The organism is Armatimonadia bacterium (assembly GCA_039679385.1).
Taxonomy (GTDB): Bacteria; Armatimonadota; Zipacnadia; order Zipacnadales; family JABUFB01; genus JAJFTQ01.
The window spans coordinates 1-14,509 of record JBDKVB010000128.1 but is presented as its reverse complement, the minus strand read 5'-3'; the positions used below and the strand labels follow the sequence as shown (position 1 = coordinate 14,509).

The 14,509-nt window shown below is 64.9% G+C and carries 11 protein-coding genes; 3 read left to right on the top strand and 8 right to left on the bottom strand.

Features of this window, described 5'->3' with window-relative positions:
• Window positions 1-22 precede the first annotated feature (22 nt).
• The 3 genes from ABFE16_14190 to ABFE16_14180 form a co-directional block, all read right to left on the bottom strand.
• Entirely contained in the window at window positions 23-1,015 is a 993-nt protein-coding gene (locus ABFE16_14190; GenBank protein MEN6346446.1) for an aldo/keto reductase, read from the bottom strand.
• Window positions 1,016-1,150: 135 nt separating this feature from the next.
• Complete coding sequence (locus ABFE16_14185) at window positions 1,151-2,449, bottom strand: tetratricopeptide repeat protein (GenBank protein ID MEN6346445.1); 1,299 nt, start codon at window positions 2,447-2,449, stop codon at window positions 1,151-1,153.
• A 103-nt stretch (window positions 2,450-2,552) separates the two neighbouring features.
• Complete coding sequence (locus ABFE16_14180; GenBank protein ID MEN6346444.1) at window positions 2,553-3,317, bottom strand: DUF1961 family protein; 765 nt, start codon at window positions 3,315-3,317, stop codon at window positions 2,553-2,555.
• Window positions 3,318-3,570: 253 nt separating this feature from the next.
• Between ABFE16_14180 and ABFE16_14175 the strand changes: the two genes are divergently transcribed.
• The gene (locus ABFE16_14175) at window positions 3,571-4,512 is read left to right on the top strand and encodes a fibronectin type III domain-containing protein (GenBank protein ID MEN6346443.1); all 942 of its coding nucleotides are present in this window, start codon (window positions 3,571-3,573) and stop codon (window positions 4,510-4,512) included.
• 129 nt (window positions 4,513-4,641) lie between these two features.
• Here the strand turns inward: ABFE16_14175 and ABFE16_14170 are convergent, their stop codons facing one another.
• From ABFE16_14170 to ABFE16_14155, 4 genes are all read right to left on the bottom strand, one after another.
• Window positions 4,642-5,802, bottom strand: a complete 1,161-nt coding sequence (locus ABFE16_14170; GenBank protein MEN6346442.1) for a DUF1343 domain-containing protein — start codon at window positions 5,800-5,802, stop codon at window positions 4,642-4,644.
• A 69-nt stretch (window positions 5,803-5,871) separates the two neighbouring features.
• On the bottom strand, window positions 5,872-7,362 hold the full coding sequence (locus ABFE16_14165) for a radical SAM protein (protein MEN6346441.1): 1,491 nt from the start codon (window positions 7,360-7,362) through the stop codon (window positions 5,872-5,874).
• 142 nt (window positions 7,363-7,504) lie between these two features.
• Window positions 7,505-9,277: a hypothetical protein gene (locus tag ABFE16_14160; protein MEN6346440.1), complete on the bottom strand. Its 1,773-nt coding sequence runs from the start codon at window positions 9,275-9,277 to the stop codon at window positions 7,505-7,507.
• Window positions 9,278-9,375: 98 nt separating this feature from the next.
• On the bottom strand, window positions 9,376-11,148 hold the full coding sequence (locus ABFE16_14155; protein ID MEN6346439.1) for a hypothetical protein: 1,773 nt from the start codon (window positions 11,146-11,148) through the stop codon (window positions 9,376-9,378).
• 218 nt (window positions 11,149-11,366) lie between these two features.
• Here ABFE16_14155 and lepB point away from each other — a divergent pair, with 218 nt between their 5' ends.
• Window positions 11,367-11,972, top strand: coding sequence for a signal peptidase I (lepB, locus tag ABFE16_14150; protein MEN6346438.1), 606 nt, complete (start codon window positions 11,367-11,369; stop codon window positions 11,970-11,972).
• Window positions 11,973-12,013: 41 nt separating this feature from the next.
• Here lepB and ABFE16_14145 read toward each other — a convergent pair whose 3' ends face one another.
• Window positions 12,014-13,231, bottom strand: a complete 1,218-nt coding sequence (locus ABFE16_14145; GenBank protein MEN6346437.1) for an extracellular solute-binding protein — start codon at window positions 13,229-13,231, stop codon at window positions 12,014-12,016.
• Window positions 13,232-13,442: 211 nt separating this feature from the next.
• On the opposite strand from ABFE16_14145, the gene ABFE16_14140 reads away from it, so the two are divergent.
• Window positions 13,443-14,509 (top strand): hypothetical protein (locus ABFE16_14140; GenBank protein MEN6346436.1); only part of this gene is annotated, 1,067 nt, incomplete at its 3' end.

Sequence of the window (14,509 nt, the reverse complement as noted above, 5' to 3'; positions counted from 1 at the left end):
GGTCGGTTTCGCGGGAGCCCCGCTACTGCGTCAAGGCGTCGATTCGCGCTCGCTCCTCGGAGCTGAAGTCGAGGTTGTCGAGGGCCTTGAGGTCCTGGCGAACTTGCTCGACGGAAGAAGCCCCGATAAGGGCGCTGGTGACTCCGGGAAGGCGCAGAACCCAGGCGAGAGCCATCTGGGCCAGGGTCTGTCCGCGCTCGTCGGCGATCTGCGTCAGGGCCTCGACCTTGTCCCACACGCCCTTGTCCTTCTGGTCTTCCCACCACCGGTGGCCTTCGTCTCCCCTCTTCCCCCAGCGCGAGTCCGGCGGCAGTCCCTTGAGATAGCGGTCTGTGAGGACGCCGCCACCCAGCGGGCCAAAGGCGATGACACCCGTGCCCAGACGAGTGCTGTAGGGCAGCAGGTTCGTCTCGATGCCACGCTGCAGAAGGTTGTAGCGAGGCTGGTGGATTGTGAGCGGAGCCCAGTCATGGGCCCGAACCGTGTCGACGGCATCGCAGAAGCGATCGCCCGGATAGTTGCTGACGCCGACGTAGAGCGCCTTGCCCTGGCGGACGATCAGGTCGAGGGCCCCAAGCGTCTCCTCCAGCGGCGTCTCGGGATCAGGCCGGTGGTGGTAGAAGATGTCCACGTACTCCAGGCCCATACGCTTCAGGGACTGATCGAGGCTGGCGACGAGGTACTTCTTGGAGCCCCAGTCACCGTAGGGACCCTCCCACATCGTATACCCGGCCTTGGTGGAGATGATCACCTCGTCGCGCGGCATGTGGCAGAGGATCTTGCTCATGATGCGCTCACTGTTGCCCGGCGGTGGCCCGTAGTTGTTGGCGAGGTCGAAGTGGGTCACACCGTGGTCGAAGGCATAGTGGACGGTCTCGCGGCAAAGGTCCTCCTTGCCCGGCTCACCGAGGGCCTGCCACAACCCCAGTGACAGTGCCGGGAGCTTCAGTCCGCTGCATCCGCAACGGCGATAGGGCATCGTATCATAGCGGTCTGGGGCGAAATCGGGTGACATGGTGATGCAATCGCCTCCTGGAGACAGGATCTCGCGGCCAAGGGGTCTACAGGGACACTATTTCCAGCGGGACACCCGACTTCCTCTTGTGGTTCTGCCGAGAGACTGGAGACTGGGCTGAGGGAACCGCCGCACCTAGTGATTGAGAGCGGCTCGGGTGCGTGACAGATGGTTCTGCACGTCGGGGTTATCAGGAAGCGAGGCAGCCGCCTTCTCGAGCAGCGGCAGTGCTTCCTTGTTGCGGCCCAGAAGGCTGTAGGCATAGCCTAGAGTGTCGAGGACCTGGGGGACGTTGGGAGCAAGCCTGGCGGCCCGCTCGGCGAAGGGCAAGGCGTCAGCCGGCCGGCTCCTGGTGACGGCGAGGAGGTAGGCGAGGTTGTTCAGAGCCTTGACGTGGTTCGGGTTGATCTTGAGCGCCTCGCGCAGGGCCTTCTCGGCGTCATCTGTGGAGCCGTGCTTGTCCTTCAGGATCGCCATTCCAACGTAGGCGTCGGCACTGTCTGGGTAGTAGCTGAGGACGTCGTTGATCTGGGTCAGGGCGCCCGTGGTGTCGCCCAACTGGGTCAGGGCATCGGCGAGCGCCAGACGCAGATGGGCAGTGCTGGGTGAGTACTCCACAGCGGCGGCGAGTTGAGGGCGAGCCAGGTCGGGACGTCCCATCTGCATGTAGGCTCGTCCACGCACATCATAGGGTGGCGCCGAAGGGCCCATGAGCTCTTCGAGACGGTTCGCTTCGTCCAGGGCTTCCTGTGTCTTGCCTGCGATGAGGTAGGCAGAGGCCCGCACCAGGCCCAGTTCGCTGCTGCGAGGAGAGCATTTGACTGCAGTCTCAAGGGCCTTCAGCGCGGTGTCGGTCTGCCCGACCGACAGGCCGTAGCCGGCAAGGGTGACCAGTTGGCTGAGGTTGGCGCGGCCGGCGTTCATCTTCTCAAGCAGGTCTTTGGCCTGGGCGGGACCCGCCCGGCGGTCGGCTGACAGCAGATAGCCGTCGAGCAGGTAGATCTGGAGTGTGCGCGGGAACCTGTGATGGGCCTCGTCGCGCAGCGTCTGGGCACCTGCGAGATCACCGGCGGCGACGCGGTCCAGGGACCGCAGGACGTACTCCTGGGCAGAGGTGGCGGCCCCTGGAGTTGGCTGCGCGGTTAGCAGGCCGTAGACCCAGAAGATCAGGGCCGCCAGCACCGCAAAGCCGAGGCCCGACAACGCATAGGGAAGCATGCGCCGTACCGCTTCGGGGTCGTCCTCCTCCGCAGCCCGGGTGGCAACGGGAGCAACGTAGTCGGCTCGCGTACCCTCCGGCAGCCGCCGCAGCCCGAGCTCAACGCGAGCGAGACTCCACCAGTTGCGGAGCCGCCTGCGCAGAGGCGTCCCGTCGCGTGAGGTCTGGGTTGAGGATGACTTGGGTTCCTGTGAGAAAAGCCCATCCGGTTCCATGAAGGAGATTCCCTGACCCGGGCAGTGATGAGCGGTCCCCGGGGCGCTGGAGAGGCCGAAGATATCTGGGCAACAAGTGGCTGGGTGCTGACGGTGCGGCGGCCTAGCGGGTCTGCGTTTCGGCACCTGAGAGAGCTGTTACCTTGATGTTGTCCCACCACAGATAGGTGCGGAAGGTGCGTAGACCGAGAAGGCCACTGGATGGCGGCTTTGGGTCCTGCGCCTCGAGCAGCAGGTTGCCGTCGACGTAGCAGGCCAGACGCGTGCCCTGTCTGACCAGGGCTACATGGTAGGTGACGCCCTGGCGGCAATGGTAGGTGTAGGCCTGGCCGAGCAGCTCAAAGCCCGGGCAGTGGCGTAGACGGACCCGCGCCTTTTGTTGATCGGCCGGCGGTGTGGGCTTTGTGTCGGTATCGTTCAGGAAGGTCAGGATGTTGCCGCTGAGCACGTGGTAGAGCTTGTAGTCAGCCGTCGAGCGCAGGTTGCGGGTTTCGTAGAGCGCCTTGCCGGAAGGGTCTGAGTAGTGCAGGAACAGGTTGATGTTGTTCGTGTTCGTGCTGGAGGAGACAACATGAGCATCGAACTCGACGCGCACATCTCCGGAGAAGGGCTGCTTGCACCACACGGTACAGACCGCCGGCTTGTCGGCCTCCTCGGGGGTCGGATCGGCGTTGACGTGAAGACGCTCGTCCTGCACCCACACACGGACGCCACCTTCGGCCCACCAGTTCTGCATGCCGTGGGAGAAGTCTTCCTGGAAGACCACCGGGGTGCTGACCACGGGTCCTGCCTCCACGGCCGGCGAGGCTACTGGTAGCCATACCAGCAGCACCACAAGCGTGAGCGAAGGTAGTGGCAGCCCTGCCATTGGAGCCTGCTCCTGCGCGGATCCTGAAGACGCAACGGAGGTGGATTCGCCATGGTAACGGATTGGACCTGCGTGGAACCTAGGTGAGACGGGAACCGTCAAACAAGGCGACCCCGGGGCGGTTGCCAAGCGGCGACAGCAACGGGTACAATGCCCGTCTAGGACCGGAGCAGCACGCCGGGCGTTTCCTCGTGTAGCACACGTGGCAGACCAGCGACTTTGCCATTATCGATAAGGGTAAGAGGAGCGGCCAATGTTCAGGCTTGTGCGCGATAGCGCGATCGTTCTTTGCCTTGCAGGTGTCTTTGTGCTTGTGGGTTGCGGGGGAGGTGGCGGAGGCGACACGACGACGGTAGCGGCGCCCACTAACTTCGTTTCCTCCGGTCACACGAACACCTCCGTGACGCTCACGTGGGTCGACCGGGCGGGCAGTGAGGTTGCGTACGAAGTGCAGCGCCGCCAGACCTCTCCCCTGACGGTGGACTGGGCCACGGTGGCCACTCTGGGCGCCAACGTCAGCACCTACACGGACCCGGGGCTGAACGCGGCCTCGACCTACGAGTACCAGGTTCGTGCGGTCGGGACCTCCAGCGCCTCGTCCTGGGCCGGACCGGTCTCGGTCACGACTTCAGGTACGCTGACGCCGCCATCGGCACCGAGCAACTTCCGGGTGACTGCCCTCACGAGCAGCTCGGTCTCGCTGGCCTGGACCGACACCAACGCCTCGGACAGTCTGACCCCCTTTGAGATCCAGCGACAGGCCTCGGGCGGAAGCTGGGTGGCCCTGGTCACCACGTTGGTAGGACAGACGACCTACACAGACAGCACCGCAGCAATGGGCACGACCTACAACTACCGAATTCGAGCGACGAACGGCACGCAGATGACGGCGTGGGTCGGCCCGGTAATGGCAACGCCGACTCCGGTCGGTACTGTGACAGGGCGACTGAAGAACCTCACCACGAGCGCGGCGATCGCCGGCGCCACGGTGGCCATCGGCACGCTCTCGGCAACCTCGCTGTCTGATGGCAGCTTCACGATCACGAACGTACCGGTGGGGACGCAGACACTGACGGCAACCGCGACGAACTACGACAATCTGACTAGCGCGATCACGGTAGTCATGGGCGCCAACGCCCTCGGCGATGTGTACATGACGCCTACCGGAAGCGGGCCGCCGCCGCCACCGTTCTAGACGGTATGAGACCTCCGGGCCAGGAGCCAGACACCTGGCCGCCCGGGTAGAGCTCACGAAGTAGCGAACCCGCCGCGCACCATCGCGGCGGGTTCGTCGATTCTGGACATGGCCGAACACAGGCACCCGTTAGGCGTAGAGAAGATACTGAGGGCGCCTGGCTTCGTAGTCGGCAAGGCCCTCCTGGTAGGAGGCGATGATCTGGTCGGCAGAGCTTCCCTGCGCGATCGCTTCGGCGATGGCCGGGCCGCCGAGAAGGCGCTCACTGCGTCGCGCGTCGAGTTGCGACGGGTAGAGGGCCTCCAGTTCACAGGCAATCCGGAGGTTGGCCTCCACGGGCCGGAGCTTCTCGCGGTCAGTGGTGAACAGGAAGCAGCCGCCACAGCGCTCACCCTCAAACCGGTGCGAGCGAGGCGTGAACTCGATTGGGACGAAGCGCAGCGGCCAATCGGTGAGGTCGTTGAGGCGGGCTGATAGCTCAACTCCGTCGATGTAGGGTGCGCCGAAGACCTCGAAGGGGCTGTCCGTGCCACGCCCGACGGCAATCTGCGAGAACTCAATCCCGGCGCAGACCGTGTAGAGGAGGCACTGGTTGAGGTTGCGCAGGTTGGGTGAGGGGTTGACCCAGGGCAGACCGGTCTCGTCGAACCACTGGTCGCGCTGCCAGTTCTCACAACGCACAATCTCAAGGTCGCAGCCGATGCCGTACTCGTGGTTCGCGAACCGGGCCAACTCGCCAGCCGTCAGACCGTGCCGGGTCGGAACCCTGTGGTGCGCAGCCAGACCCCGGAAGGGAGGATCGAGCACCGGTCCCTCGACACGGGTGGCGGTGATGGGATTCGGACGGTCGAGGACCATGAAGCGCAGCCCGTGTACTGCAGCCTCCTCCATGCAGTAAGCCATGGTCGTGGTGTAGGTGTAGTAGCGGACACCCACATCGGCGATGTCGAAGAGCAGGACATCGACATCGCGCAGCATGTCGGCCGTGGGTCGGGTGATGTCGGAGAAGAGGCTGTGGACCGTCAGCCCGGTGGCCTCGTCGACGCTGGAGGTGACCCGGAAGGTCTCATCATGGTCGGCGCGGATCCCATGCTCGGGGCCGAAGAGGGCCACGAGGTTCACGCCGCCCTCGATCAGCACATCGAGGAGGTGGCGGCGACTGCGGGTGACGGCGGTCGGGTTCGTGATGAGTGCGACGCGGGCTCCGGAGAGGGCGCTGCAGCCATCGCGCTCAAGAACATCGAGACCCGTGAGGGTCCTGGGGCTCGTGGCGGAAGCATCGGAAGTCATGGCGGCCTCCTGCAGGTGCTGGGAAGGTGAGTGCAGTACCCGGGGGACTGGTACCCGGAAGGTCAGCCTTCAGCTGCGGTCCTCGCCCGGTGTCAGGTAGTCGCCCCAGGTGCGGTCGGTGCGGTTGACCTCACGGCGGAAGGCACCGAGGCTTGCCCCCTGCAAGGAGGCGGCGATCAGGGGCTCGCTGAGCTCACGTCCGCCGCGACCGAGAACTGCCTGCGCTTCGGCTGCACGGGGCGAATCGGTGGTCACGTCATGGACACCCGCCTTGCGGAGGGCATTGGCCACCTGGCGCAGCCTGCGAGTAACCTCGGCCTCGGGCAAGACTCGGGCCTGGGCAAAGGGCGTGTGTGGCTTCGGTGCAAAGGGATTGATGGAGGCGCTGAGGAGGGCGCCAGGGTTCTCCTCGCGCAGGTGGGCAACGAGCTGCGGGATCGCCTCGACGTCCTCCGGCTGCTCACCCGGTAGGCCTAGCATGAAGTAGAGCCTGAAGTGAGAGATCCCGGCGGCCAGGCCAAGGCGCAGACAGCGATGCAGATGCTCGCGGGTCAAGGTCTTGCCGATGGCGGCACGCAGAGCATCACTGCCCGTCTCGGGAGCCAGCGTCAGGGTGTCCTGGCCGGACTGTGCAAGCGCCCTGACCAGAGCCTCGCTGACGTTCTCGGCGCGCACGGAGGAGACCGAGAGGCTGGCGCCGCGTTCGCGCAGCAGGCTGACCAGCTCATCGACCCAGGGATAGTCCGAGATGGCTGCCCCAACGAGGCCGACGCGGTCTGTATACCCCAGGGCGCGCTCAAGGCGCGGCATCAGAGCATCCAGGTGACGCACCCGCAGCGGATGGTAGAGCTGTCGTGCCATGCAGAAGCGGCAGGTGCGTCCGCATCCACGGCTGACCTCAATCAGGAAGCGGCTCGCAAACTCGGTGTGTGGGGTGAGGACCGAGGTCTCCGTGAGAACCTCATCTAGCTGGCGCTGGACGAGGCGCTCCACGGTCTGTGCCGAGGAGGCCTGTGACGGGAGGTACACGCCGGGCAGGGACGCAAGGCCGGCGAAGACCTCCTCGCGTGACTCGGCACCCATGAGGATGGCCAGGAACTGCGCCGCGATCGGCTCGATCTCTCCTCGCACCAGGACGTCGGCGATCCCGGCCAGGGGCTCGGGATTGGCGGTGACGGCTGCTCCCCCTGCAAGGACAATCGGGTGCATCTCGTCGCGGTCTTCGCGGCGAGCGGGGATCCCACCGGCCTCCAGGAGCGCGGGCATCAGCAGCCAGTCCAGCTCGAAGGAGCTGGAGAGTAGGACGAACTCGAAGCCGCCGAGTGGGGTCTCGGACTCCAGAGAGCGAAGGCCTGTCGCCAGGGGTTTGCGTGCCTTTGCGTCCGGCAGAAAGGCGCGCTCGCAGACCAGTCCGGCGTTGTTGAGCAGGGCGTAGAGAGTCTGCAGGGCGAGACTGGACATCCCCAGCCGGTAGGCATTGGGGAACAGCAGCACGGCCCGTCCCCTGTCGCGAACGGGTTTGAGGCCAAGGTAGGTCTCGTCGTCGAGAAAATGGGTCAAGTGATCTCCCTGGGCCGCCTTTGGGCGGCTCATGGCATTGTACCCGGTTCGGGCCTGCGGTGTCACTGCTTGCCCGGCACATACGAAGAGGGGCGGAAGCCTGGTGGCTGCCGCCCCTCGAGGTCTAGACTACAGCTTGCAGCTACTTGCGGAAGACCTGCACAACGTCACCCTCGAGCTCACGGTTCATGCGAAGGGTGAGTTGGTTGCCGGAGAGAGTGTAGAAGAAGGCATTGAGCCTGCCGATGCCTTGTGGATCGGAGCAGCTCGTCACGACGGTCTGACCGGCCTTGCCCCCGAAGGTCGCCACGGTACCGGACTCGAAGGAGCCGGCGGTCGAGTAGGAGTAGGTGCCGCCACTGTTGATTTGCAGCGTGTCAGGAGTGACGGTCTGAGGCGTGCCGTCGACGGTCCAGCTCTGCAGCGTCCAGGCGCCCACCAGGCCGGCGGGTAGATAGCCGTCGCAGCGCTTGAGGGATAGGTGGACCTCAAAGGGGTCCTTGTGTTCGTAGAAGGTGGCAAGGCGCAGGTCGCCGGTGCGGCTCGCAGCGTCGACCGCATGGACCCGCCAGTCTCTAGCTGTTGCCGCGGTGTTAGCTGCGTTGACGCCCAGATGGTCCCATTCACCAGCAGTCCGATGCAGTAGCCAGTAGTAGTCGCCATAGACGACGACATCGGCCTCAAGCGTGGTCTCCTTTGGGCTCCACGGGGCCCACGTCCTCATGCGAAGGGTGGAGGCGTTTGCGGTAAGAGTCATGCCGCTGTCGCCAACCTGCTCGACGGAGGTGTAGGGAGTTGTCGCGCCGACACAGAGCCAGGTGCCTCGCGCGCCATTGCTGATGTTCCCAACGCGCTTCGCGAGCCAGGTGAGATTAGTGGGTTCGCTGAGGAGAGCGCACTTCAGGAGGTTGTTGTCGCGGGTGCAGGACAGTGTCTCGAAGCGCCCTTCCTTCCAGCGGTCGCCCTCGCAGCAGCGGTACTGCAGCACAAGGTGGCCTGCGTAGGAGCACTCTAGGATCCCCGACGCACCCCCAAGCCTGCTATTCCTGTCCACCATGCTGAAAGTCCTGTCTGCCCCCAGGGTGAAGATGGGGACACCACGCAGATTCGACTGGCCGTCAGCCTCGGCGTACACCGTCAGGTACTCGCCGGCGACGGAAGTGGTGGTGGGCTGGAGCTTCTCGTAGGTCTCCATCTTCGTGCCGCTGTCCTCAGGTATGGTGAGGACCAACTGGTTGCCTCGCAGCGCGTAGGTGCCCTCGGAGAGGGTTCCGGGCTCCTGGGCCGTGATGATCTCGGTGCACTGGAACCGGAACTTGTCGCCCTTGGTCAGCATGCGGCCCTTGACGCCGTTGTCAGTGCGGCCTTCGTAGCGGACAAAGGCCCCATCCGCGCCCAACTGCAGCAGCACCGGGGCCGTTGTCGCGGAGACGACACCGTTGGTGGCCTCCGAGGCGAGCACCCAGCGACCCGTGAGGGACGAGCTCGCGGACCAGTCTGCATCGCCGAGCGGGTCGAACTCCACGACGCGCTCATGGCCACCTGAGTTGGTGGTGAGGGTGAGGCGGCCGGAGGTGATCGAGTAGGTGCCGGTGCGAGTCGTGCCCACCTGAGAGGCGTCGTAGGACTCGGTGATCCTGGCGGTGAAGGTTCCGTTGGAGGCGGAGATGGTTCCGCTGACGGTGTGAGGGGTCTCGCCCTCATCGCTATCCATGCGGAAGGTGCCGTCCGAGTTGATGACAACGACCTCGGCCCAGTACAGTTCCTGGGGCTCTGAGTCCAGGGCTATTGACGCGGCACGCCAGGTGCCGACAAGAGGCGAAGGGACTCGGGAGACGGGTTCGCTGCTTCCCGAGCAGCCGACGAGTGCTATCACGGCAACGGCAAGTACGGCAGCGGCGATTGCTCTACGCATGCTTCTGTTACCCCCGTGCTGGTGAGATGGCCATAGGCGCAGAAGAGGGGCGGAACCCTATCGGCTCCGCCCCTCCGGGTGGCGGCTATGGGTGCTGACTACTTGGTGTAGATCGATACGATGTTCCCGGTTCCGTCTTGGTGCTGCCGCATAGTGAGCTGGTTCCCGGACACCGAGTAGCGGAAGGCGCTCAGCTTGCCAACATCGCCCGTCTGGGTGTTGCTGGCCACGGTGGTCTCGCCGGCCTTGCCTGCGAAGGTCCTTACAGCGCCGGTCTCTGAGAAGCTCCCGCTGGTGTAGGTGTAGAACCCGCCGCCGGTAACCTGCAAGCTATCGGCAGTGACGCTCTGCGGGACGTTGTTCACGGTGCAACTCTGCAGTGTCCAGGTGCCGACCAGACTTGTGGGCAGGGAGGCATCGCACCTGTCGAACACCGCGCAGTACTCGAAGGGATCCTCACTGAGACCCAACGGGGTGGCATAGAGCTGAGTGGGACTGCCCACAGGCTTGCTGACCAACAGTTGCCAGTCGCTGACCACTGTCGGACGCACCGAGGTAGGACCAACGCCATCCCAGCTTCCACTCGTGCGATGCACGAGCCAGTACTGGCCGCCATAGACGACGACCGAGGCCTCAAGGGTGCTGCCGGTTCGGTGCGTGGTGCTCCACGACGTGGCCCGGAGTGTGGAGGCGTTCACGTTGACGGTGGTCCCGTTGTCACCAAGTGGTGCCTCTGTCGTACCACTGGGGGCCTTCGACGCGGTGATAAGCCAGGTGCCCTGCGAGGCGGCGCCGACGTTGCCGGTCAGTTTCGCAAGCTTGATCATGCTGGTCTCGTCCGCGATCTCCGTGCACTGCAGCAAGTTGTCGGCCTGGGTGCAGGACATAGTCTTGAAGGAGCCGACGGCCCCCGCATCGTCGCTAGTCGTGACCCGCATCACAACCTGACCGTTGGAGGAGAACTCCAGGACGCCGGACTCCACGGTGGAGCCGGAGTTCTTGTCGACAACGCTGTAGGACCTGTCGGCGCCCAGGGTGATGACCATTGCGCCGATGCCCTCCAGATTGCCGCCCTTCTTGGCGCACACCAGGAGATACTCTCCGGCGATGGCCGAGGTGGTGGTCTGGAGCTTCGAGTAGGTCTCGACCACGGTGTGGCCGCCATCCTGCATGGTCAGGAGGATACTGTTGTTGCCAAGCGTGTAGGTGCCCTCGACCAGAGTGCCGGGCCCCTGGGAGGTGTGGACATCGGTGCACTGGAGGCGAACCTGATTGCCCTTGGTCAGGACGAGGCCCTTCACCCAGTTGTCGACATTGTCGGTCCAGCGCTGGAAGGAGCCGTCCGCCGTGACCTCCAGCACCGCGGTGTCGGGCGAGGAGGGCACACCGTCGCTGGTGCGAGAGGCAAGCACCCAGCGCCCGGTGAAGGACGCGTTGACAGCCCAGTCGGCACTGTCGGAGAGCGTGTAGACGACGGTGCGCTGGTGGCCGTCCTCGTTCGTCGTCATGCTCAGTTGCCCAGATGAGGCCGTGTAGCTGCCACTGTGGGTGTTGCCGACCTGTGCCGGGTCCGACGACTTGGTTACCCTGGCGGAGAAACTGCCGCCGGCGGCGTTGAGCGTTCCACTGATGAAGTGCGCGGTCCCGCTTTCGTTGCTGTCGTTGCGGAAGGTGCCGTTTGAGTTAACAACCAGGACCTCTGACCAGTTGACTGCCTGGGGCGCGGAGTCCAGCGTTACGCTCTGGATGCTCCAGGTTCCGACGAGTGCGGCGTCTACACGTGTCGACGCACCGCCGCCTCCTCCCCCACAGCCGACGAACGACAGTATGACAACCATGAGTGCGACAAGAACGACTGCACGGCGCTTCATTCTGTTTCCCCCTACTGATGCGGTCGGCTTAACTGTTACATGGACTGTTATACTATGCCTTTACTGATTGCTCAAGTTAATCAGCAATATAGTACGGTCTACACTGGGCCTGGGCTGTCCATGGAACCCGCTTAGGGAAGCGGACGTTGTGACTCGAAAGTCCCTGGGCCATATCGGCATACCCTGGGCCTTTCTGGAGGCGTACACCCTTGTCCCGCATGCTTTCACAACGGGCTGGAAGTCAGCTAACGCTCTGGCAACGCCTGAACCGCCCCGTAGGCCGCTGGGGCAGCTCAGTTGTCCTTGCCTTGGCGCTGCTGGTGGTCCTCTGGGTCTGGCGGGATGTGCGGGTCGGGATGGTCGTGTCGGACTCCATGAAGCCAACACTGCAGCGGGGCGACTACTACCTGATTCGCATCGACGCCTACCGTAAGCGAGGACCCCAGCATGGCGACGTGCTAGTGATCAAGCACCCGCAGGGGCATGAGATCCTGATCAAGCGGGTTCTCGGCGTGGGTGGCGACTGGATCAGCGTGGTGAATGGCCATGCGTGGGTGAACGGCGAATGGCTGGTGGAGCCGTACATCAAGAAGGCGCCGGACCTGCCGGAGCGCCCCGTGTTCACCAGGGTGCCTGACGGCCAGCTCTTCCTGATGGGAGACAACCGCAATCTGAGCGAGGATAGCCGAGACATCGGCACCCTCGCCGCGAAGCAGGTGATCGGTCGAGCGACACGGATCATCTGGCCAGTGAAGCGTCGGGGACGGCTGGATGGGGTGGACCTGAAGGTGCCGGACACCTGGACGCCACCGGTCGGCTGGTGAGGAGGCAGAGCCCGGTCTTCAAGCGGATTGCGGGGTCTGCGTCAGGGAGTGTGCGGTGCCTCGCCCTCGGCCAGGCGCTTCTGGATCAGGTCGGCAGCTTCGGCGACGGACATGCGGCCCGAGAGCAAGTACACGAGGCCCTCCGAGAAGGCGTCGCGGGCTGAAGGCCAGCGCTGCAAGGGTAGTCCCCTGGACTGCTCGAGGTTCGCGCTGAAGGCGGCCTGAAGTGGGTCCAGGCGCAAGTCGCGAACCAAGTCGGTGTGGAAGGGAACGCTCCCGACTTTGGTCAGCCCAGTGACGGCCTCGAAGGTCGTCAGGCATCGCAGCACATGGGCGGCCGCCTCGCGATGGGTCGAGGACTTGAAAACACAGGCCACATCGACGGTGAGCCGACCGGCCGAGGAGGTTCCCGCCGGAAGCGACGTCACTGCCCATTTCGGGGCCGAGGTCTGCGCTTCCAGGCGGTCGCGGAAGGTCCTGTCGGCGACGATCATCGCCAGCTTACCCTTGAGGAAGTGGTCCTCCAGGGCATCCTGACTCCAGGACAGCACTTCGGGTTCGGCAACCGCGTGCAGGTCGCTGTACAACTGCAGGCAGCGCGAGAGCACCTCGGCGGGCAAGGCAGAAGGGCGATCGAGGCCCGGAAGGTCTGTCCCATAGGACCAGAGCATCTGCAGCAGCGCTTCAGCGGCGCCGCCGTCAAGGTTGCCCGGGAGGCCGAAGCCATAGACCTCGGGCGGGTTGTGGACCCGTCGGGCACAGATGAGCAACTCCTCCCAGGTGCGGGGCGGAAGCATACCGGCCGCATCGAGGAGGTCGGGACGGTAGTAGAGGGCGAAGGTGTTGACCTGCCAGGGCACGCCGTAGAGGTTCCCGGCGAAACGCAGACGGGACCGCACGGCCTCGGGGATGTTGCGCAGGTCGGTTGCATACAGGCGAGCGTTGAGCGGCTCCAGGAAGGCAGCGAAGTCGGGGAGCCACTGGTCGCGGAGCACCACGATATCGGGCACACCTGCAGCGCCGGTCTTGCACCAAAGCTGCATCTGGCGATAGGGATCGGTGCCGGGATGACCTTCTGCGACGACACTCAGGCCGGGACGGCTGCGCTGGGCGCCGGCCAGGACCTCGTTGATGGTGCGCCGCTCGCGGCTGTCACCACTGTGCCAGAGGGCGAACTGAACCGCCTCGCGCACCAGGGGATTAGGCGCGCTGAAGACAGGCCCGCAGGCAAGCAGGAACAGTAACGCATATCTGCACATTGGAGCTGACCCCCGATCCGGGCGAAGGTGCGGCCGCAACCCTCCAGAAGGGACATGCCGACAGGGTATCGCCGCCCCCAAGGCGGAACCTTCTTCTCCCCCGTCGGTCAAACAACCCGAAATGCTTGGCCCACGCTCGTACACAATTCCCCATCCTATCACGTCCGGCCTGCTCTTGTCGCTGGCGTTGTTACTCCTAGCACTGCCTCCTGTGGCAGCCGGGGGTCTTCGAACGCCGGAGGGCAAGACCGTCTTCGTGCGCGGCGTCTGCCTGTCACCCTACCATCCGCGCGAAGGCTGGGAGCTGTCGCCGGCGACCAGGGGCCTGGATCAGCGCCTCATCGTGGGTCTGGGTGCGAACTGCATCCTGCCCACGCAGGCAACAACGCTGGCCGAGGTCGCCGCCTGGAAGAAGTTGGGCGTCTACACGATCCCGCAGATCCTCTACAGCCCGGCAAAGGTGAGCACCTTTGCCAATGGTTACGACTGCCCGGTGCCGGTCTACGTGTCGGAGGAGAACCGCAAGGGCCTTCGGGACGCTGCACGCGACCAGGCCAGCGCCCTCAAGGGTAGCTCGGGCATACTGGCCATGAGCCTGGGCAGTGAGTACGCCTGGAGCGCCTACAGCGGCGACCTGGGTTTCACCTACGGCGGCTTTGACGACGATACGCTGGCGGCCTACCGGAGCTACCTCAAGGGGCGCTTCGGAACCGCTGAGCAGTACAACGAGATGACCGGGAAGAGCCTCTCTAGCCTGGACGAGGCACTCCCACCCGTCGAGTGGCAGCGGTCACCGGCCTTCTGGGAGTGGTGGCGGTTCATGCGCGAGGCTTTCGAAGGCTTCCTGCAGCAGGCCCAGGAGGGTGTGCGGGCGATCGGCTGGGACTGCCCGACGACCTACCAGTTCGCTCGCGGGGTGCGCTGGGATCCGGCCTCCGAGGGCAGCTGCCTGCGCTTCCTCGACCTCCTCTCGGGGGACGTGTTCCGTGAGCAGGCGCTGAGCTGGCCAACCTACTGCGCGGAGATCGACCGGCTGGTGTCCTCGGCAGGCAGAAGACCGGTGCTGGTGAGCCAGACCGGAGTGCACACGCTCCATGTGGACCCGGCGGAGGCAGCGCGAACCCTCAAGCAGAGCATCGCCTGCATCCTGCTGCACCCTGAGGTCGCCGGAATCGGCCTGTACGAGTACTGCGACCAGTGGGCCCGCGCAGGAAAGCCGGAGGTGCAGGAGGATACGGACGCACGCGAGTTCTGGGGACTGGTCACGGCGGAGCGAAC